Below are 21351 nucleotides of genomic sequence, written 5' to 3'. Positions count from 1 at the left end.
TGGGCGGTCAAGGCGGAGGCCTAATCGGCGCCGCGCGGCCAGAAGATGCCCTTGATGGAACCAGGTGTGCGAACCGCGATCTGAACGTGCGTCTTCTGCATGATCTTGCTGCCCTCAAACAGCGGCCCGCCCTCCGGGAAGGCGCCGCGAACCGTATCGAACGGATCAATGAGACGAGTCTGTCGCGGTTGCGATTCGATGATCTCATGAAGATGGCGCAGGACAGCACAGTCCAGAAATCGCAGGATGCGATCCTCGTTTTCGTCATTGGGGGCCGCCCGGTTTTCCGGCATCGGCAGACCTGCGAGGGCCTGTGCCTCGGCGAACGATTCATGCGCCTCGCGGACCAGCTCAAGGTCTCGACGCGACGCCAGATCGAGGCAGTTTCCTGGATCGATCACCGCGCCGATGACGCAAGCCTCCTGATACGCGCCTCGAGCGACCTTCCATTCCGCCCACTCGCGGGCCCTAACGGCGTCTCCTTCCCAGAAATACGCTCCGGGACCGAGCCAGTCATAGTTTCGCGTACTTTGCAGGATCGCTGCGCCGTCGTTGACCGCCGTCTGGGCGACGTCCCTGCTACAGCCGTGGTAGCCGAGAACAAATCCCGTGGAGAGCCGACCCAAGGCGGCGACCTATTTTCTGGCGCCGCGCCCGCCGAACTCGGCCTTCAGATTGCCCTTGGGGGTGTAGATGCCCTCCTTGATCAGGGCCTCACGCGCCGATTTCGGCGTTGCTGTGATTTTGGTCGTGTAGTCGCGGATCAAGGTCTGGATCGCCTGATTGCGCTGAGTATTGGTCACCCGCGAGTCTCCAGTCCGGTTCTACACGCACAACTGTTGCATGTAGGGAACGCCGATTCAAATCACGTTCCGGGGCAGGGGTTCGCCAAATGCGCGGATCAGGGTCCAGGCGTGACGTGTGCGGCTCAAGCCGCTATCTCCCGCCCATGGCGCGCTACGATCTCAGCACCCCGGGCGGACGGTTCAGGGCCCATTGGGACTATGTCTGGGGGGACCATGCCTTTCTGAGGCGGTGGTTCATGAACGCCCACTGGCTGGGGCCGGACCTGGTCCGGACCAACCAGCCGTCGCCGCGACAGCTGGCGTACTGGAAGTCGCAAGGGATCCGGACCGTCATCAATCTGCGCGGGGCGCGGGACGAGGCCTACTACGCGCTGGAGAAAGACGCCTGCGAGCGGCTGGGGCTGACCCTGATCGATGCGCCGCTGGATTCGCGCGATGCGCCGGATGCGGCGCGGGTCCACCGGGCGAAGCGGCTGTTCGAGACGATCGAGTATCCGGTGCTGATCCACTGCAAGTCCGGCGCCGACCGGGCGGGGCTGATGGCGGTCTTCTATCGCCATTTCCATCTGGGCGAGCCGATGTCGGTCGCCATGGCGCAGTTGTCGAAAAAGTATCTGCACCACCGCGAGGGAATGACCGGGGTGCTGGACCATTTCGTCGAAAAATACGTCAATGTCGTCGAGCCGACGGGTCTCAGCCTGCTCGAATGGGTCGACAGTCCGGACTATGACCCGAAGGCGATCCGGGCCGAGTTCAAGGCCGGATGGTGGGGCACGATCCTGACCGACCGGCTGTTACGGCGGGAGTAGGGTCCGGGGTCTCAGCCCGGGCCGGACGCGGTCCAGGCGGCGACGAAGGCCCGGGCGCGGCCGGCGACGTCCTCGACGCTGACGCCCGGGCGATACAGGGCCGAGCCGATGCCGAAGCCGTCGGCGCCGGCGGTTCGCCAGGTCTGGACCGAGGACGGATCGACGCCGCCGACGGCATAGACGGGGATCTCTGCCGGCAGAACGGCCTTCAGGGCCTTCAGCCCGGCGGTTCCGGCGATTTCGGACGGGAACAGTTTCAGCCCGTGGGCGCCGGCATCGAGGGCGGCGAAGGCCTCGGTCGCGGTGAAGACGCCCGGCAGGGAGATCAGGCCGCGCGTCCGGGCATGGGCGATGACCTGCGGATTGGCGTTGGGCGAGATGATGATCCGTCCGCCCGCCGCCTCGACCTCATCGACGGCCGTCGGGTTCAGGACCGTGCCGGCGCCCACCAGCATCCCATCGCCGAAACGCTCCGCCAGCCGGGCGATGCTCTCCAGCGGCCGGGGCGAGTTGAGCGGGACCTCCAGACAGCGGAAGCCCGCGTCATACAGCGCCTCGCCGATGCTGACGACCTCCTCGGGGGTGACGCCGCGCAGGATGGCGATCATGGGCAGGGCGTCGAGGTGGGGGTGGATCATGGTCGGGCGCTCCAGATGCGGGCCAGGCCCCGGCGGACGGCCGAGGCGCCGTCGACGACCTCGATCCCGGTGAAGCCGGCTTCGGCGAGGGCCGTGGCGTAGAAGGGCGTCAAACGGTCGTCGCCGATGATGGAGACGGGACGGCGGCCGAAGCGGGCCAGGCCGGCGGCGATCTCGGCGCCGATGACCAGACCGGACAGGCGGGAGGCGGCGTCACCGGGCGACAGCCGGCCGTCCAGCGACCCGACACGGACCGAGAACAGGGCCGCGCTGAGGGCGGCGCCGGCCAGCATCTCGTCGACAGCCTGACGGAAAATCGGGCCGGGCGTCGCCTCGCCGCCGACGGCATGTCTCAGCACCGACTGGCGGCCCAGAAGGGCGTTCAGCTCGCCGGTCATGAAGGTCATGAAGTCCTCCACGCCGGACGGGCCGGTCCGGATCCATTTGGCATGGGTGCCGGGGCAGATCAGCAACTGGTCCCCGGTAGCCGGCATGCCGGCGGCCTGGGTCTCCTCGCCGCGCATGACATCGACCAGACCGCCGTCGGCATCGCGGATCGCCACCCCGGGGACGATGAAGACATCGGGTCGGTCGGGCGCGGCGATCAGGGCGGCGGCGAGGGCGGCGGCCGAGGCCGGGGCGGTCACATAGGGCGCCTCGATCCAGCCCTGACGCGCCCCGACCATGCCGCAGGCCAGGACCGGCAGGGCCGGCCATCCGGTCGTCAGACGGGCGAGGGCGGGAGCGAAGGCGTCTGTCGCCAGTCCGCCCATGCCCTCATCCGAGGTCCGCGCGTCGAGGGCTTCGCCCCCGGCGTCGAGCAGCCAGCCCCGCAGGTTGGTGGTGCCCCAGTCGATCCCGATGACGGCGGCTTCATTCATTGAGCGGCCTGCTGCGTTGGCCGCGCGGCGTCCCGGGGCGGTCTTCATTCTGTGCGCGTCGTCAGTGGTTGTCTCTCGGATTGCCGAAGCGGTCGATGATGCGGTGGTATTTGACGGCGGGTTCGAGGACGGCTCCGGTGGAGAGGGGGCCGACGGCGGCGCGCTGCATCTCCTGCCAGGGGGTCTGTGACGGGGGGAAGGCGAAGCCGCCGGCGGCCTCGAGGGCGGCGCGGCGTTCGGCGAACTCCGCTTCCGACAGGTCGGCGTTGACGGTGCGGGCGTTGAGGTCGATGCGGACCCGGTCGCCGGTCCTCAGCAGGGCCAGGTTGCCGCCGGCCGCCGCCTCGGGCGAGGCGTTCAGGATGGAGGCCGAGCCCGAGGTGCCGGACTGGCGACCGTCGCCGATACAGGCCATGGCGGTGACGCCCCGGGCCAGCAGGTGGGCGGGCGGGCGCATATTGACCACCTCGGCGGCCCCCGGATAGCCGATGGGACCGGCGCCGCGCATGAACAGGATCGACTGTTCGGTGATGCCGTTGTCCGGCTGGTCGATGCGGTGGTGATAGTCTTCCGGACCATCGAAGACGACGGCCGGACCCTCGAAGGCATTGGGGTCGTCGGGGTTGGACAGATAGCGGTCGCGGAACTCGGCGGCGATGACGCTGGTCTTCATGATGGCGCCGTCGAACAGATTGCCGCTGAGCACCAGGAAGCCGGCGTCGGCCATCAGGGGGGCGTCGAAGGTGCGGATGACGTCGGGAAGGATGATGTCCTTGCCGGCGCAGTTTTCACCGATCGTCCGGCCGTTGACGGTCAGGGCGTCCTCGCGGATCAGACCCGCGCCCATCAGCTGGTTGACCACGGCGGGGACGCCGCCGGCCTGATAATAGTCCTCGCCGAGGTATTTGCCGGCGGGCTGGAGATTGACCAGCAGGGGCACGGCGTGGCCGACGTCCTCCCACTGTTGCAACGGCAGGTCGAGGCCGACATGGCGGGCCAGGGCGGTGATGTGGACCGGGGCGTTGGTCGAGCCGCCGATGGCCGAGTTGACGACAATGGCGTTGTGGAAGGCGTCGGGGGTCAGGATGTCGGAGGGCTTCAGGTCCTCATGGACCATGTCCACGATCCGCCTGCCGGTCAGATAGGCGGCCTGGGGCCGTTCGCGATAGGGGGCGGGAATGGCGGCCGAACCGGGCAGGGACATGCCCAGGGCCTCGGCGAGCGAGTTCATGGTCGTGGCCGTGCCCATGGTGTTGCAGTAGCCGACCGAGGGCGCCGAGGTGGCGACCAGGTCGATGAAGCCCTCATAGTCCAGCTCGCCCCGCGCCATCATCTCGCGCGCGGTCCAGATGATGGAGCCCGAGCCGATCCGCTCGCCCTTCAGCCAGCCGTTCAGCATGGGCCCGACCGACAGGGCGATGGCCGGGATGTCCACCGTCGCGGCCGCCATCAGACAGGCGGGGGTGGTCTTGTCGCAGCCGATGGTCAGGACCACGCCGTCCAGCGGATAGCCGTACAGCAGCTCGACCAGACCCAGATAGGCCAGGTTGCGGTCCAGCCCGGCCGTCGGCCGCTTGCCGGTCTCCTGAATGGGATGGACCGGAAACTCCATGGCGATGCCGCCGGCCTCGCGGATGCCCTCGCGCACCCGTCTGGCCAGTTCGATATGGTGACGGTTGCAGGGGCTGAGGTCCGAACCGGTCTGGGCGATGCCGATGATCGGCCTGCCCGAGCGCAGCTCCTCCAGCGTCAGCCCGTAGTTCAGATACCGCTCCAGATACAGGGCCGTCATGTCCGGGTTTTCCGGATTGTCAAACCAGGCGCGCGAGCGGAGGGGCTTCTTGGGAGTATCAGACATCAGTTCCAGCCGCCGTCGACGATATGGTGTTGGTTGGTGATGGCCGAGGCGTCTTCCGAACAGAGGAAGACCACCACCCGGGCCACATCATCGGGGACCAGCCTGCGTTTCAGGCACTGGTTCTCGTAGATGCTCTTTTCGGTTTCGGGTGTGACCCACAGCTCAAGCTGGCGCTCGGTCATGATCCAGCCCGGGGCGACGGCATTGACGCGCACGCCATGTTCGCCGAAATCGCGGGCCAGCGATCGGGTCAGGCCCAGGACCGCCGACTTGGACGCCGTATAGGCCGCCATTCCGCCCTGTCCGATGATCCAGGAGCAGGAGCCCAGGTTGACGATGGAGCCTGAGCCCCGCGCCATCATGTCCGGCAGCACGGCCTGGGCGGCGAAAAACTGGTGTTTGAGATTGACCGCGATCCGTCCGTCCCAATAGGCCTCGGTGACTTCGAGCGTCTGGTGGCGCTCGTCGTGGGCGGCGTTGTTGATCAGGCCGTCGACAGGGCCGAAGGCGTCGCGCACCGTCTGGATGGCGGATTTCAGGGCGGGGATATCGGTCACGTCGCAGGCGACGAAACGGACGCCATCGCCCAGTTCAGCCTGCAGCCGCTCGCCTCTTGCGACGTCGAGATCCAGCACGCCGACGCGCGCGCCCTGGGCGGCGAAGGCGCGGGTGATCGCTTCCCCGATCCCGCCTGCGCCCCCCGTGACGATCACCACCTTGCCGTCAAGATCAGGATAGATGGCCATGAAACTCCCACGCCATCGGCGGCCTGATTGGTTTTATTTGTGAAAGATATAGTGTCAGCGAAAACGCGCCACCGCAAGGGCGCCGTATCCGCCCCGGCCCCTGCGAGCGGGAGCGCGGCCTCAGGCCTGGGACACGGCGGCCATTTCCGTCGAGATTGCGACGGCCGCCGCCCGCAGGTGCTGCAGGGCTGTATCGACGTCGCAAACCGGAGGGGTGCGCTGGATATAGGGGGTGATCAGGGTGGCGATGATGCTGTCGGCGCCCATGATGGGGGCGACCAGATCGGTCACGCCCTTTACGAAGTCGCTCTCACGGCGGACATAGCCCTGGGCGCCGGCCTGTTCCGCCCGCTTGATATAGTCCGCGACGCGGGTCTTGCCGTGCAGGGCGGTCAGCCGCTCGCGCAGCCGGGCGCGCGTGTGTTCCGAACCGCAGCCATAGAAGATGAGGCCGGAACTGGCGTCGATGACGTTGCGGCGGTAGCCGAGGCGGACGGAATAGCCCAGATCCCCCGGCCCCTCGATCCGCGCCACGACGACGATCTGCTCCTCGGTCTGGACCACCAGATGGCAGGACTGGACCGTCAGCGCGGACAGTTCGCGCATATAGGGCAGGGCGGCCTCGACCAGCGACTTGACCGGGGCCTGGGCCAGGCCGAGGGCGAACAGACGATTGGTCAGGAGGTAGCCGGCCGGGGACAGTTCGATATAGCGGCGGAACTCCAGGACCTGGATCATCCGGAACAGTTCGCTGACGGATCGCCCCAGGTCCGCCGACATCTGGGACAGGGTCATGGCCCCGCCATGGGCCGCGAGCAGCTCCAGAACGTCGAGACCCTTTTCGAGGGCGGGCGCGCGGTATTTGCGGTCGTCGGTGTCCTGTTGAACGGTCATCTCGGCCTCATCAGCAAGGGCAACACGACGCTCTCGCCCGGCGCCGCAACACAAGGCCTCTACCATCCGTGAAACCGAACGCACATATGAAAAATCGTTGACCGACGCTTCCGGCCTGTCATAGCCTGACCCCTCCAGAAGCCGGAACCGGCCGTCGGGACGCAACCACAGGGGAGGGGGCGGCGCCATGTCACTGTCCAGCATCGATATCGCCATCCTGGTCGTCTACGGACTGGCCGTCTTCGGGCTCGCCCAGTGGGTCTCGCGCGACAAGGCAGGGGCGAAAAAGACATCCACCGACTATTTTCTGGCGTCCAGGAACCTGCCGTGGTGGGCCATCGGCGCCTCGCTGATCGCGGCCAACATCTCGGCCGAACAGATCATCGGCATGTCGGGATCCGGCTATGTGATCGGACTGGGCATCGCCTCCTATGAGTGGATGGCGGCCCTGACCCTGCTGATCGTGGGCAAGTATTTCCTGCCGATCTTCCTGCGCAACGATATCGCCACCATGCCGCAGTTCCTGCAACAGCGGTACGGGCCGACCATCCGCAATGTCATGGCCGTCTTCTGGCTGCTGCTCTACGTCTTTGTGAACGTGACCTCGATCCTCTGGCTGGGGTCGATCGCCGTCTCGACGGTGACGGGTCTGGACCAGATGTACGCCATCGTCGCCATCGGGGTCTTCGCCCTGGCCTATCAGCTGTGGGGCGGGCTCAAGGCCGTGGCCCTGACCGACATCGTCCAGGTGGCGCTGCTGGTCGCCGGCGGCCTGATCATCGGCTTCATCGCCCTCGGCCGCATCGGCGGCGAGGCGGGCGCCCTGGGCGGGTTCACCACCCTGATGACCCAGTTCCCCGAGAAGTTCGACATGATCCTGTCGCGCGACAATCCCCACTACAAGGAGCTGCCCGGCATCGCCGTCCTGCTGGGCGGACTGTGGATCATGAACATCAGCTACTGGGGCTTCAACCAGTACATCATCCAGCGGGCCCTGGCCGCGAAGTCGATCGGAGAGGCCCAGAAGGGAATCGCCTTCGCTGCTTATCTGAAACTGTTGATGCCGGTGATCGTGGTCCTGCCGGGCATGGCGGCGCTGGTGCTGGCGCCGAACCTGTCCGCTCCGGACCAGGCCTATCCGACGATGATGAACCTGCTCCCGGCCGGTCTGAAGGGGCTGGTGTTCGCAGCCCTGATCGCCGCCATCATCGCCTCGCTGGCGTCCAAGGTGAACTCGATCTCGACCATCTTCACCCTCGATCTCTACGCCAAGGCGCGGAAGGGAATGAGCGAGGGCCATCTGGTCATGGTGGGCCGGATCGCCGCCGTGGTGGCCATGGTTATCGGCATGCTTGTGGCCCGTCCTCTGCTGGGCGGCTTCTCCCAGGCCTTCCAGTTCATCCAGGACTTCACCGGCTTCTTCACCCCCTCGATCGTGGTGATCTTCATTCTCGGCCTGTTCTGGAAGCGGGCTTCAGAGGCCGGCGCCCTGACGGCGGCCATCGGCGGGGTGGCCCTGTCGGGCGTCATGTTCTGGCTGGACAGCGCGGGCCTGTTCACCCTGCCGTTCATGAACCGGGTGGGGGTGGTGTTCGTGGCGGCCCTGATCGCGGCCATCGTCGTGTCGCTGCTGTTCCCGCCCAAGGCCGGCACGATGCGGATCCGGCTGGACGGGGTCAGTTACAAAACCACCCTCGGCTTCAACCTCGCCGGGGCCGGGGTCATCGCCTTCCTGATCGCTGTCTATACGATCTGGTGGTGACGCCGCCGGACGCCGGTCAACCGATGGCCGGCGCCTTGCAGTTCGCCGCGATGAAGGCCTCGTGCGTCGGCATCTGCCCGACACCCTGACGGATGGACGCCCTCAACTGGTGAAGCCACTCGCGGGTCGCCTCCAGAGGCACCGTTCCGGTGATCGGATCGGGCCGTTCGGGACGCACGCCCTGACCCAGCAGGACCGCGATCCAGCTGGTGTCCTGGAACAGTTCGTCCTCGAAGCGGAACACGCGCCCGCGTGTGCGGAACTGGTCGATCTTCCAGCGCAGGGTTTCGGGGATGTCCATGGTCGAGACATGGCGCCACAGCGGCGTGTCGTCCCGTTCGGTGGCGTGGTAGTGCAGGACCACGAAGTCCCGCACGCGCTCGTACTCCAGCTGGACCAGCCGGTTGTAGTTGTCGATGTCGGCCTGCGGGAAGCCGGTGTCGGGGAAGCTGAGCAGGAGCTTGGTGATGCCGGTCTGGATCAGGTGGATGCTGGTCGATTCCAGAGGCTCAAGGAATCCGGCCGAGAGGCCGATGGCGAGACAATTCCTGTTCCAGGCCTTCTTTCGCCGTCCGGTGCGGAAACGCAGGAAGTTGGGCTCGGCCATGGCCTCGCCGTCCAGCCCGCCCCGCAAGCGGGCCTGGGCCTCGTCGTCGCTGATGTGGTCGCTGCAATAGACATAGCCGTTGCCGGTCCTGTGCTGCAGCGGGATGCGCCAGCGCCAGCCGGCCTCAAGGGCGGTGGAGCGGGTGTAGGGCGTCGGATCCTCGACCCGGGCGCACGGCATGGCCACCGCCCGGTCGCAGGGCAGCCAGTGGGTCCAGTCCTCGTAGCCGGTCTTGAGCGCCCCCTCGATCAGCAGTCCCCGGAAACCCGAGCAGTCGATAAAGAAGTCAGCGTCGAGTTCGCGCCCGTCGTCGAGCGCGACAGAGGCGATAAACCCGTCCTCGCGCAGCTTCACATCGGCGATCCGGCCCTCATGCCGGACCACCCCGGCCGCCTCGGCCCTCTGGCGCAGGAAGCGGGCGTAGAGAGAGGCGTCGAAATGGAAGGCGTGGGTCATCTGGGACTGGATCGTGCGCGGGTCGGGGCGCGTCCGGTCGAAGCGACCCATGCGTGCGGCGACCGTGGTGACCGAATAGTCGTCCAGGCTGTCGTCCAGACCGGCGGCGTTCAGGCGCAGCCAGTACTGGTGGAATGAGGCGGCGTCGACGCGCATGCCGTACTGGCCGAACGGATGGAAATACTCATGTCCCTTGCGGAACCAGTCGCGGAACTGGATGCCCAGTTTGAAGGTCGCCTGGGTCGCGCGGACGAATTCGTTCTCGTCGATGCCAAGCAGGGCGTTGAACAGCAGGATCGGCGGGATGGTGGCCTCGCCGACGCCGACGGCGCCGATCGCCTCGGACTCGACCAGTTCGATCTTCACTGTTCCTCGCACGACATGTGCAAGGGCGGCGGCGGTCATCCAGCCGGCGGTGCCGCCGCCGACAATGAGAATTTTCCGGATCGGCTCGGGCGTCATCAGGCAGGCTCCACCGGCGCGGTCCGCCGTTCGTCAAGATAGGCGCCGTGATCCGGCAGGGAGAGGGCGGCGCTGCGGATCAGCCCGGACAGCCGTCCGGCCTGGGCCTCCATCCGGTCGAGGTCCAGCCGGTCGACCAGGGGAGAGACCCTGCGCGGCCAGACGCCCAGACCGGTCAGGACGGCCGCCCAGCTGTCCTCGCGGAACGATTCGTCTTCCAGCAGGGGAACCTCTCCACGCAGCCTGAACAGCTCGAGCTTGCCGGCCAGGGTATCCGGCGGCGGCGTTTCGCGACAGTGCCGCCAGAGTTCGCCCTCTGTGCGCCCGGCCAGGTGATAGTGGGCGATGATGAAGTCCCGTACGCGTTCGAACTCCTGAGCCGTGCGCCGGTTGTATTCGGCGATCAGGGCCGGATCGAAGTCGCGGTCGGGGAACAGTTCCAGCAGACGGCCGATACCGGTCTGGATCAGGTTGATGCTGGTCGATTCCAGCGGTTCGAGGAAGCCGGCGGCGAGGCCGAGCGACACCACATTGCCCTTCCAGGCGGAGCGCCGGCGTCCGGTGACGAAACGAAGTCGGTTGGGCTCCGCCGCCGGGGCCGCCTCCAGTTCCCGGACGAGGGCGTCAAGCGCGTCCTCATCCCTGATGAAGCTGCTGGAGTAGACATAGCCGTTGCCGACCCGATGCTGCAGGGGGATGCGCCAACGCCAGCCGGCTGTCATGGCCGTGGCTGTGGTGAAGGCGCCGGCAGGCCGGTTCGGCGGACAGGGCAGGGCGACTGCGCGGTCGCACGGCAGCCAGCGGCTCCAGTCCTCATAGCCGGCCTTCAGCGCGCCCTCGATCAACAGGCCGCGGAAGCCGGAGCAGTCGATGAAAAGGTCCCCCTCCAGTCGCCGGCCATCCTCGAGGCGCACCGCCGCGACCCGGCCGTCGGCCGCCTCCGCATCGACGATCCGGCCCTCGATCCGGACCACGCCGGCGGCTTCCGCGAGACGCCGCAGTCGGCGCGCAAAACGTCCGGCGTCAAACTGGTAGGCATAGGAGAAGGACGACAGCACCGAGCGCGGGTCGTCGAGCGGCGGGGCGAACCGGCCCTCCCGGGCCATGATGGCGGGAAGGGACCAGGGTTCCAGCGAGGTGATTCGCCCCGCGGCCTTCAGCCGAAACAGATGCTGGCGGTAGGCCTGGCCCCGGACCGGCGGGCCGTAGTCGCCAAAGCCGTGAAAATAGCGGGAGCCAGGCCCGGACCAGTCGTGAAAGGCGATGCCGAGTTTGATCGTGGCGCCGGTCTCTGCCATGAAGTCGGCCTCATCCAGGCCGACCGTGCGGTTGAACTGACGGATGGGCGGGATGGTCGCCTCGCCGACGCCGACCGTGCCGATGGCTTCCGATTCGATGAGGCGGATGTCCAGCGTCTCTCCGGCCCCGGGCCGCTGGAAGGCTTTGGCGATGGCGCTGGCCGCCATCCAGCCGGCTGTTCCGCCGCCGACAATGACGACGCTGCGAACCGCGCCCGGATGCTGATTCATCTTGCTCCCCCGGGGCTGATCTCCGTCAGCCTCCTGTCTGCCGCGGCGCGGATAGTGTGATCATATGGCGACGGCCCCGCCGCGCAAATGATAGCGCTAACTAAAAACACCTTTCAACGCATGAAAATATGTGCATCCTTGAAATGCCGGCCCTTAGAGATTGGGACACGCCGGATTGGGAAGGAACGCGCCAAGACCGCTCAAGGCGGCGGGCGCATCAGGGAGGAAGACATCTTGTCCCATTCAAACCGAAATCACCGTTTCGGCCTGCTGTGCGGGGCATCGCTCGTGAGCCTGGTCGCCCTGGCGCCGCTGTCGGCGATGGCCCAGACCACCCCGTCGACTCCCGGTCAGGACGGTGACGCCACCGAGGTCGAGGAGATCGTGGTGACCGGCATCCGGGCCCAGCTGCGCTCGGCCCAGGCGATCAAGCAAAATTCCGAGGTCATCGTCGACTCGGTGACGGCCGTGGACATCGGCGCGCTGCCGGACCGTTCGGTGTCCGAGGCGCTGCAACGCATTTCCGGCGTCACCCTGCAGCGGACCAATGCCGCCCGCGACCCGGCCCGTCTGGCGGCCGAAGGCGGCGGCGTCTTCGTTCGCGGTCTGTCGTGGGTCCGGTCCGAAACCAACGGCCGGGACATCTTTTCGGCGTCCAGCGGTCGGGGTCTGAGCTTTGAGGATGTCTCCGCCGACCTGCTGGCCGGCGTCGATGTCTACAAGAACGTCGCGGCGAACATGATCGAGGGCGGCATCGCCGGGACGATCAACCTGCGCACCCGGGTGCCGTTCGACAATTCTGAACCCTTGATTGCGATCAATGCGGACTACAACTACGGCGACCTGTCGGAACGCGGGTTCGCATCGGGCAGCGTCCTGGTTTCGGACCGATGGGACACGGGCATCGGCGAGATCGGCCTGCTGGCCAATGTCAGTATATCGAACGTCGGCAACCGGACGGATTCGATCTCGGTTGATCGCTACGATCCGGTGGTTCTGGACGCCTCCAACGCCTCGGGCGGCCGTGTCGCCGGCAATACGGTCTATATTCCGAAGTATCTCGGCTGGCGCACGATCGACTGGGAGCAGGAGCGGACCGCGATCGCCCTGGCCGCCCAGTGGCGACCGAACGACAGGCTGCTGGTCACGCTTCAGGCCCTGGGGTCACAGGCCGAAACCTACAATATCGAGCGCGCCCTGGGCACAGAGAGCGTCCTGACGCCCAACACCAGCTATGCCTACAACGAAGACGATGTCTTCATCGGCGGCCGGGTGCCGCAGGCCAACTACAACACCGACACGCGGGTCGGCGACGACACCAAGCGCACCGGCGATGTGGCGCTGAATGTCCGCTTTACGCCCAACGAGTCCTGGACGTTCAGCGGCGATCTCCAGTATGTGAAGTCAACCGCCGAAATCTATTCGATGACGGCCTTCACCCAGTTGCAGAACCGTCCCGATCTGATGATCAGCATCGGCGGCGACCTGCCGACCGTGACCTCGACCGGCGGGACCACGACCCAGCAGTCCGCCTACTGGTGGGCGGCGGCGATGGACCATATCGAGGACAATGAGGCCGACGAACTGGCGGGTCGCCTCGACGCCACCTATGACTTCGAGGAAGGCAGCCTGTTCAAGTCGGTGTCCTTCGGCATTCGCGGCACCGAGAAGAACTACACCAACCGCCAGACCGGCTATAACTGGGGTCTGCTGTCGAACCAGTACTGGGGCAACGGCGGAGGCGCGCCGGTCTATCTGGACCAGACGGGCTTCCCGGGCGGCACGGCCGATCCGCGTCTGCCGGGTGCGTCCGAACTCTACAGCTTCAACAACTTCTTCCGCGGCGATGCGCCGGTCCCGGGCGTGGCCTGGTTCCCGACCGCGGATCTGGTCAGCAATGGCACGGCCTACGCCTATGACATTCTGAAGAACACGCTCAGCTCCGGCTGGGGCTGGACCCCGCTGTCGGACGACTATGAAAGCTATCGTCTGGGCGGCGGCAACGGCGGCATCACCGAGCTGACCGAGAAGACCCAGGCGGCGTTCGTCTACGCCCGCTTCGGCGCCGAAAACGGCCTGTTCGGCAAGACCTTCGACGGCAACCTGGGGCTGAGGGTGGTCGAGACCACCACGGAGACCCAAACGCTCACCACCCTGCCGGTCATCACGGGCGCCTGCCCCACGGCCGCCGCCCCGCTCGCCAACTGCACTGCCTTCAACCGGGCCGTCCAGTTCTCGACGGGCGGGTCTCTGGATGGTCAGGACGTCAGCACCAGCTACACCAACTATCTCCCCAGCCTGAACCTCAGGGTCTTCCTGCAAGACAACCTGCAGCTTCGTCTCGCCGCGTCCCAGGCCATGGTTCGTCCGGAGATGTATCAACTCCAGCCGTTCACCAACCTGTCCATCAATTTTGAGGCGGATGGCTATACGCTGAACTCCACAACGCCCTTCACCGGCGTCGGCGGAAACCCGGAGCTGCGCCCGATCAAGTCCAGCAACTTCGATCTCAGCCTGGAATGGTATTTCGCCCCGACGGGCAGCATCACCCTTGCCGCCTTCCACAAGGACATCAGCGACTACATCTTCACCGGCACCGAGACGGTCAACATCACCAACGGAGGGATCACCAATCCCTTCCTGTTGACCCGTTACACCAACGGCGACGAGGGCACGGTTGACGGGTTCGAACTGGCCTACCAGCACTTCTTCGACTTCCTGCCGGGCTGGATGGAAGGGCTCGGGGTGCAGGGCAACTTCACCTTCATCGACAGCAGCGGCGGCCGCAACACGAGCCAGAATATCCTCGACCCGCTTCAGAATACGGCCTCGGCCGACCCGCTGCCGCTCGAGGGCATGTCGCGGACCAGCTACAACGCCGCCCTGCTGTATGAGCGGTTCGGCATCTCCGCCCGCCTCGCCTACAACTGGCGCGAGGAGTACCTGCTGACGACCTCGGCGGCCAATATCAACGCCCCGGTCTGGGCCAGCGACTATGGCCAGCTGGACGGTTCGGTCTTCTACAACATCAACGACGATGTGAAGATCGGCATCCAGTCGACCAATATCCTGAACGAGCGGACGGTGCTGAAAGTCGGCAACGAGACCCGCAAACCGCCGTACAACTGGGTGGACACGGACCGTCGCGTCGCGATCGTCTTGCGCGCAACCTTCTGATCGGACAGGCCGGGGAGGGCGATCCTGGCGGATCGATCTCCCCGGCCTGAAGAGGCGTGTTTGACTGGCGTTGGAGGATGACGATGCGCGTATCGCCCATCGGACGATGGATGGCGTCGCCGGTTCCTGAACGGGTTCTGGGCCTGGTTCTGGGTCTGGCCCTGACCCTCACATCCGGCGCCGCCCTTGCGCAGTCCCCGATCCCCCGCCTGGTCGAACAGGACGGTCGCCACGCCCTCATGGTCGATGGCGCGCCCTTCACCATCCTGGGCGCACAGGTCAACAACTCCTCCAACTATCCCGCGCCCCTCGCCGAGGCCTGGCCGGCCATTCGCCATGTCGGCGCCAATACGGTGCAGGTGCCCGTCGCCTGGGAACAGATCGAGCCGGAGGAGGGGCGTTTCGACTTCTCCTTTGTCGATCATCTGATTGCCGAGGCGCGGCGCAACGATGTGCGTCTGGTCCTTCTGTGGTTCGCCACCTGGAAGAACACCTCGCCCAAATATGCGCCGGCCTGGGTCAAGCTGGACCCCGTCCGGTTCCCGCATCTGATCCAGAAGGACGGCACGGAATCGTACGCCATGTCGCCGTACGGCCAGCAGACGCTGGCGGCGGACGCCCGCGCCTTTGCGGCCCTGATGCGCCACATCCGACAGATCGACGAACACGAACGCACCGTCATCATGATGCAGCCGCAGAACGAGACGGGGACCTATGGCTCGGTTCGCGACTATTCCCCCGCCGCCCAGGCCGCCTTCAACGGGCCCGTGCCCCAGGCCCTGCTCGACCGGACAGGCCGGACGGCCGGAACCTGGTCGGCGGCGTTCGGAGAGGAGGCGGAGGAGTTCTTCCACGCCTGGTCGATCGCCTCCTATGTCAATACGGTCGCAGAGGCGGGCAAGCGCGAATATCCGCTGCCGATGTACGTCAACGCCGCCCTGCCGGATCCGCATGAGCGCACGGCGCCCACCAACTATGCCTCGGGCGGTCCGGTCTGGCCGGTCATCGATATTTGGAAGGCTGCAGCGCCCTCGATCGAGATGCTGAGCCCGGACATCTATAACCGCGAGTCCCGCACCTATGAGGGGCATCTGGATCGCTATGCGCGACCGGACAACGCCCTGTTCGTCGCCGAGACGGGCAATGACGCCCCCTATGCCCGCTATCTGTTCTCGGTGCTGGGGCGCGGCGGCATCGGCTTCTCTCCGTTCGGCGTCGACTATACGGGCTATGCCAACTATCCGCTGGGCGCGCCTGTCGTCGATGAGACGACGCTGACGCCGTTCCGCGACGCCTATCGACTGATCTCGCCGTGGCAGAGGGTGTGGGCCCGCGCCGCCTTCGCCGGCAAGGTCCGGGGCGTGTCCGAACCGGACGACCGGGCGTCGCAGACCCTGGATCTCGGCGACTGGACGGTCACGGTCGGCTATCGTCGCTGGCAGTTCGGCCAGCCGGACTGGACCTGGCTGGGTCCGCTAGCCGATGTTCCGAATACGGACAAACCAAACGGGGGCGCGCTGATCGCCGAGATCGCGCCCGGCGAATATATCGTCACCGGCTATCGCGCCCGCATCGAGTTCGCCGCCAAGCCCTCGACGGACGGCAGGCGCCGCATGGTCGTCCGGTACGAAGAAGGCCATTTCGACGAGGCCGGGACCTGGGTCTTTGAGCGCATCTGGAACGGCGACCAGACCGACTACGGCCTGAACTTCACCGACCGGCCGCAGCTGTTGCGCGTCGTCACCGCCACCTATTGAACCCCTTTCGTATAGCGAGCGTCTCATGACCCACTCCCTGGCCCGCCGCCTGTTCGTCATCGCCCTCGGTCTGGCGCCGCTGGGCGTCGTCGCGGGGCTGATGGACACCGCCTCGGCCGCCGCGATCCAGGCCGCCGCTTTCGAGCGGATCCCCGCCGGGATCGTGGTCACCCCTTCGGAGGGCGCCGCCCGCCGGGTCCGGCTTGAGGTGTTCGGCCCCGAGACCATCCGCGTCACGGCCACCGAGGACGCCGACCTTGACCTGCCGGCCAGTCTGATGGTCACCGCCCGGCCTTCCAGCGACATCCCGTTCCGCGTCGAGACACGCGCCGATGCGGTGCTGCTGAAGACGGCGGAGGCGACCGCCGAGGTCTCGACCGTCACCGGCGCCGTGCGGTTTCTGGACGAGGACGGGCGCGAGGTTCTGGCGGAGCGGCCCGGCAGTCGCGAACTGCGCCCTGTCACCGTCGAGGACCAGACCGGCGATCACCGCTTCCTGGCCACGCGCCAGATCTGGGAAAGCCCGGCCGATGAGTCCTTCTATGGTCTGGGCCAGCACCAGCAGGGGCTGATGGACCACAAGGGCCAGGACGTGACCCTGGCCCAGCACAATATGGATGTGGGCATCCCGTTCGTGGTTTCCAGCAGGAACTATGGCCTGCTGTGGGAAACCAACGCCATCACCCGCTTCGGCGACCCGCGGCCCTATGGCATGCTGGGCGAGCGGCTGATCTTGCGCGATGTCACCGGTCGGTTCGGCGGACTGACCGCCAGCTACTACCAGGGCGATGAGCTGAAGGTTCAGCGACAGGAATCCGAGGTCAACTACGAGTTCATCCGCGAGTGGTCGCGCTGGCCCGAGGGTTTCAAGGCCCAGCCGGGCCAGCCGGTGCAGACCGGCGACATGGGCAAGGCCGGTCAGGCCGGCGTCCGTGTCGTCTGGGAAGGCACGATCGAGACGGCGACCGCCGGCCGCCACAAGTTCCGCCTCTACTCCTCCGGCTATACGAAGGTCTGGATCAATGGCGAGCTGCAGGAAGACAACTGGCGCCAGAACTGGAACCCGTTCGATCACGACTTCCAGGTCGAGCTGCCGGCGGACGAGCGGGTGGCGATCAGGATCGAATGGACGCCCGAGGACGGCTATCTGGCGCTGCGGCACATGGACCCGCTGCCGGCCGCCGAGCAGGGGGCGCTGAGCCTGGCCTCAGAGGTCGGCAACGCGATCGACTACTACTACATCGGCGGCGACAGTCTGGACGAGGTGATCTCGGGCTATCGCGGCCTGACGGGCAAGTCGGTGATGCTGCCGCGCTGGGCCTATGGCTTCTGGCAGAGCCGCCAGCGCTACAATACCCAGGACGAGGTCGTCGGGGTGGTGCGCCGCTATCGCGAGCTGGGCCTGCCGATCGACAATGTCGTGCAGGACTGGTTCTACTGGCCCGAGAACGCTTGGGGATCGCACGACTTCGATCCGGCGCGCTTCCCCGATCCGACGAAGATGGTGAAGGAGGTTCACGACATGAACGCCAACATCATCATCTCGGTCTGGCCGAAATTCTATCCGACCACCGATCACTACAAGGAACTGGACGCGATCGGCGGCATGTACACCCGCAACGTCGAGGCGGGCGCCCGCGACTGGGTCGGCCCCGGCTATGCCAACAGCTTCTATGACCCCTACCTGCCCGCCGCCCGCGACCTGTACTGGAAGCAGATGTCCGACAGCTTCAAGGGCATGGACTTCGACGGCTGGTGGCTGGATTCGGTCGAGCCGGACATGCACTCCAATCTCGACATCGCCGAGCGCACCCTGCGCATGGGCCCCACCGCCATCGGCCCGGGCGCCTATGTGTTCAACTCCTATCCGCTGGTCAACGCCGAGAACGTCTACCGCCGCTTCCGCGAGGAAAAGGGCGATGAGCGGACCTATATCCTGACGCGGTCCGCCTGGGGCGGTCTGCAGCGCACCGGCTCCACCCTGTGGTCGGGCGACGTCGTGGCGCGCTGGGACAATCTGCGCGACCAGATCTCTGCGGGCGTGAACACCGGCCTGTCGGGCATCGCCAACTGGACCCACGATATCGGCGGCTTCTCGGTCGAGGCGCGGTATTCGAATCCGGCGGGGATGAAGCCGGAGGACCAGGCGGAATGGGACGAGCTGAACCTGCGCTGGTTCCAGTTCGGGGCCTGGTCTCCCGTGTTCCGCTCGCACGGCGAATTCCCGCTGCGCGAGGTCTATAATCTGGCCCGGCCGGGCACGCCGCTGTTCGACGCCTATGCCGCCCAGATGCGGACGCGGTACAGGCTGATGCCCTATATCTACAGCCTGGCCGGCGAGACCTGGCACAATGACGGCACCATCATGCGCGGGCTGGTCATGGACTTCCCGCATGATCTGAACGCGCGCGATATCAACGACCAGTATCTGTTTGGCAAGGCCCTGCTGGTGGCTCCGGTCACCGAATACCGGGCGCGCAGCCGATCGGTCTATTTCCCTGCAGGCGCCGACTGGTACGACCTGCTGTCGGGCCAGAAATATGCCGGCGGCCAGTCGGTGACGGTCCAGGCGGCAGTGGACAAGATCCCGGTCTTCGTGCGGGCGGGCTCGATCCTGCCGACTGGGCCGGCGATCCAGTATACGTCCGAGAAGCTGGATGCTCCCCTGACCCTGATGGTCTATGCCGGCGCCGACGGGACCTTCTCCCTGTATGAGGACCAGGGCGTGACCTATGCCTATGAGCGGGGCGAGTTCGCGAGCATTCCGATGCGCTGGAATGACGCGACGGGCGTCCTGACCCTCGGCGCGCGGACGGGCTCGTATGCAGGCATGCCGGCCAGCCGCACGATCCATGTGCGCTTCGTCAGCGGGCCGGGCGCTGATGTCGGCGACTTCGACGCCGCACCGGCCCGCACGATCCAGTATACGGGTGAGGCGGTCGAGGTCCGACGTTAGGGCTCATCCGGGCCGGCGTCACATTCACTGATGATGAGGAGGCGCGGGTGCGCTTGCTGAAACTTTCCACCGCCGCGGCTGTCCTGACGATGATGGCGGTCTGTCCGGTCCAGGCCCGCGCCCAGCCGTCGGCCTCAGCGTCTCTGCTCGACGCCATGTTTCAGGACCATGCCGTCCTGCAGCGCGGGCAGCCGGTGGCGGTCTGGGGACGGGCGACGCCCGGGGCGGCGGTCTCTGTCACCCTGGGTCAAACCGGGGTTCAGGCCACGGCGGGCGCCGACGGCCGCTGGCGCGCCACCCTGCCGGCTATGGTCGCTGGCGGTCCCTATGTGCTGACGGCCGAGGTCGAGGGCGCGGCTGCCCAGACGGCGTCGGACGTGATGGTCGGCGATGTCTGGCTGTGTTCGGGCCAGTCGAACATGGAGTTCGCGGTTCGTCAGGCCACAAACGCTGAATCGGAAATCGGCAATGCCAATGACGCGAACCTGCGCCTGTTGCTCGTCGGCCGGTCGAGCCTGCCGGCGCCGGCCGCCGCGCCGGGCCCGGTCGGTCGGTGGCGCACGACCAGCCCCGACAGCGTGCGCGACTTTTCGGCCGCCTGCTATTTCATGGGCCGTGACCTGCGACGGACCGAAAATGTCCCCATCGGCCTGATCGCCGCCTCCTGGGGCGGTTCGATCATCGAGGATTGGCTGAGCCGCGACGCTGTCGTCAAACTGGGTGGTCATGACGAGGCGCTGAATGCGCTGGACGCCTATGCCCGTGATCCCGCCGAGGGCGATGCGATCTGGCGGCGGGTCACCCAGGCCTGGTGGAGCGCCAACGATCCCGGCACCCGGCAGGGCTGGAACCTGCCGCAGACCCGGGACGCCGACTGGGCGCCGATCGCCGCCGAGGGCTTCTGGGAAAGCGCGGTTCCGGGTCTGGAGACCTTCGACGGCGTGGTCTGGTTGCGCCGGGAGGTCGAGCTGACCGCCGCACAGGCGCGTCAGGCTGCGACCCTCGAACTGGGTCCGGTCGACGATGCCGACGTGACATGGATCAATGGCCAGTATGTCGGCGGATCCCAGGGCTGGGACACGCCGCGCACCTATACGGTTCCGGCCGGGACGCTGAAGCCCGGGCGGAATCTGATCGCGGTCGGGGTCCTGGACACCAATGGCGGCGGCGGCGCCTGGGGACCGGCGACGAACAAGCGGCTGGCATTCGCGGACGGGACCAGTGTCTCCCTGTCGTCCGGCTGGCGTCACCGGGTCGCCGCCCCCCTGGGCGACCTGCCGATCGCGCCGCGAACGCCCTGGATCGGCGGCAGCGGCACGACGACGCTCTATAACGGCATGATCGCCTCGCTCGGGCCCTACGGGCTCAAGGGCATGGCCTGGTACCAGGGCGAGTCCAATGTCGCCGACCATGTCGGCTATCGCCGCCTGCTGCCGGCCCTGTTCGCCGACTGGCGGGCGCGGTTCGAAAGCCCCGAAATGCGGATGCTGGTGGTGCAACTGGCCAACTTCGGTCCGATGGCCGGCCAGCCGACAAACTCGTACTGGGCCGCCCTGCGCGAGAGCCAGCGCACCGTCGTCAATGCCGATCCGCTGGCGGGTCTGGCCGTGGCCATCGACATCGGCGACCGCTACGACATCCACCCGACCAACAAGCTGGAGGTCGGGCGGCGGCTGGCGCTGGAGGCGCATCGGCTGGACGGGATCGCCCAGCCGGTCTCGCCCCAGCCGGTCGCGGTCGAGCGCGGCGCGGATGGGGTGTATGTCCGCTATGCTGCGGGTACGGCGCTCACCGCCTATGGATCCGCCGGTCCCGTCGGTTTCGAGCTGTGCGAGGCGAACGGCGTCTGCCGCTTTGTCGAGGCGACCGTCGCCGGGGATCGGGTGGTCCTGGCCTCCGCCCGGCCGACCGACGTCAAGGTCCGGCTGTGCTGGGCCGACAGCCCGATCTGCAATCTCTACGGCCCCGCCGGCCTGCCTGCGGTCCCGTTCGAGGCCCCGATCCGCTGAACGG

The 21351-nt window shown here is 66.8% G+C and carries 15 protein-coding genes; 6 read left to right on the top strand and 9 right to left on the bottom strand.

Going from position 1 to position 21351, the window contains the following annotated elements; genetic code table 11:
* Positions 1-20: 20 nt before the first annotated feature.
* Entirely contained in the window at positions 21-626 is a 606-nt protein-coding gene (locus ACW17W_RS11825; RefSeq protein ID WP_492077098.1) for a hypothetical protein, read from the bottom strand.
* A gap of 9 nt (positions 627-635) precedes the next feature.
* On the bottom strand, positions 636-803 hold the full coding sequence (locus tag ACW17W_RS11820) for a hypothetical protein (RefSeq protein ID WP_492077097.1): 168 nt from the start codon (positions 801-803) through the stop codon (positions 636-638).
* Positions 804-949: 146 nt separating this feature from the next.
* Here ACW17W_RS11820 and ACW17W_RS11815 point away from each other — a divergent pair, with 146 nt between their 5' ends.
* On the top strand, positions 950-1615 hold the full coding sequence (locus tag ACW17W_RS11815; protein ID WP_492077096.1) for a fused DSP-PTPase phosphatase/NAD kinase-like protein: 666 nt from the start codon (positions 950-952) through the stop codon (positions 1613-1615).
* An 11-nt stretch (positions 1616-1626) separates the two neighbouring features.
* Here ACW17W_RS11815 and ACW17W_RS11810 read toward each other — a convergent pair whose 3' ends face one another.
* From ACW17W_RS11810 to ACW17W_RS11790, 5 genes are all read right to left on the bottom strand, one after another.
* Complete coding sequence (locus tag ACW17W_RS11810) at positions 1627-2253, bottom strand: 2-dehydro-3-deoxy-6-phosphogalactonate aldolase (protein ID WP_492077095.1); 627 nt, start codon at positions 2251-2253, stop codon at positions 1627-1629.
* Complete coding sequence (locus ACW17W_RS11805) at positions 2250-3134, bottom strand: 2-dehydro-3-deoxygalactonokinase (RefSeq protein ID WP_492077094.1); 885 nt, start codon at positions 3132-3134, stop codon at positions 2250-2252. Before ACW17W_RS11805 ends, ACW17W_RS11810 begins: the two co-directional genes overlap by 4 nt.
* 61 nt (positions 3135-3195) lie before the next feature.
* Positions 3196-4992: an IlvD/Edd family dehydratase gene (locus tag ACW17W_RS11800; protein WP_492077093.1), complete on the bottom strand. Its 1797-nt coding sequence runs from the start codon at positions 4990-4992 to the stop codon at positions 3196-3198.
* Positions 4992-5738: an SDR family NAD(P)-dependent oxidoreductase gene (locus ACW17W_RS11795; RefSeq protein ID WP_492077092.1), complete on the bottom strand. Its 747-nt coding sequence runs from the start codon at positions 5736-5738 to the stop codon at positions 4992-4994. The genes ACW17W_RS11800 and ACW17W_RS11795 overlap by 1 nt, the downstream gene beginning before the upstream one ends.
* A 120-nt stretch (positions 5739-5858) precedes the next feature.
* Entirely contained in the window at positions 5859-6632 is a 774-nt protein-coding gene (locus ACW17W_RS11790; protein ID WP_492077090.1) for an IclR family transcriptional regulator, read from the bottom strand.
* A gap of 187 nt (positions 6633-6819) precedes the next feature.
* Here ACW17W_RS11790 and ACW17W_RS11785 point away from each other — a divergent pair, with 187 nt between their 5' ends.
* On the top strand, positions 6820-8394 hold the full coding sequence (locus ACW17W_RS11785) for a sodium/sugar symporter (protein WP_492077089.1): 1575 nt from the start codon (positions 6820-6822) through the stop codon (positions 8392-8394).
* A 16-nt stretch (positions 8395-8410) separates the two neighbouring features.
* On the opposite strand, the gene ACW17W_RS11780 is transcribed toward ACW17W_RS11785, so the two are convergent.
* Positions 8411-9919: a tryptophan halogenase family protein gene (locus tag ACW17W_RS11780; RefSeq protein ID WP_492077087.1), complete on the bottom strand. Its 1509-nt coding sequence runs from the start codon at positions 9917-9919 to the stop codon at positions 8411-8413.
* Positions 9919-11448, bottom strand: a complete 1530-nt coding sequence (locus ACW17W_RS11775) for a tryptophan halogenase family protein (RefSeq protein ID WP_492077085.1) — start codon at positions 11446-11448, stop codon at positions 9919-9921. Before ACW17W_RS11775 ends, ACW17W_RS11780 begins: the two co-directional genes overlap by 1 nt.
* 288 nt (positions 11449-11736) lie before the next feature.
* On the opposite strand from ACW17W_RS11775, the gene ACW17W_RS11770 reads away from it, so the two are divergent.
* From ACW17W_RS11770 to ACW17W_RS11755, 4 genes are all read left to right on the top strand, one after another.
* Positions 11737-14625: a TonB-dependent receptor gene (locus ACW17W_RS11770; protein WP_492077084.1), complete on the top strand. Its 2889-nt coding sequence runs from the start codon at positions 11737-11739 to the stop codon at positions 14623-14625.
* 83 nt (positions 14626-14708) lie between these two features.
* Positions 14709-16382 carry a DUF5597 domain-containing protein gene (locus ACW17W_RS11765; RefSeq protein WP_492077082.1) on the top strand — a complete coding sequence of 558 codons (1674 nt, stop codon included), beginning with the start codon at positions 14709-14711 and terminating at the stop codon, positions 16380-16382.
* 25 nt (positions 16383-16407) lie between these two features.
* Entirely contained in the window at positions 16408-19338 is a 2931-nt protein-coding gene (locus tag ACW17W_RS11760; RefSeq protein WP_492077080.1) for a glycoside hydrolase family 31 protein, read from the top strand.
* A 47-nt stretch (positions 19339-19385) separates the two neighbouring features.
* A complete protein-coding gene (locus tag ACW17W_RS11755; RefSeq protein WP_492077079.1) occupies positions 19386-21347 on the top strand; it encodes a sialate O-acetylesterase in 1962 nt (653 codons plus the stop codon).
* Positions 21348-21351: the final 4 nt, after the last annotated feature.

This window comes from Brevundimonas sp. FV1ye29L (assembly GCF_058681095.1).
The sequence above is the reverse complement of the archived record's forward strand: the minus strand, read 5'-3'. Positions and strand labels throughout refer to the sequence as shown.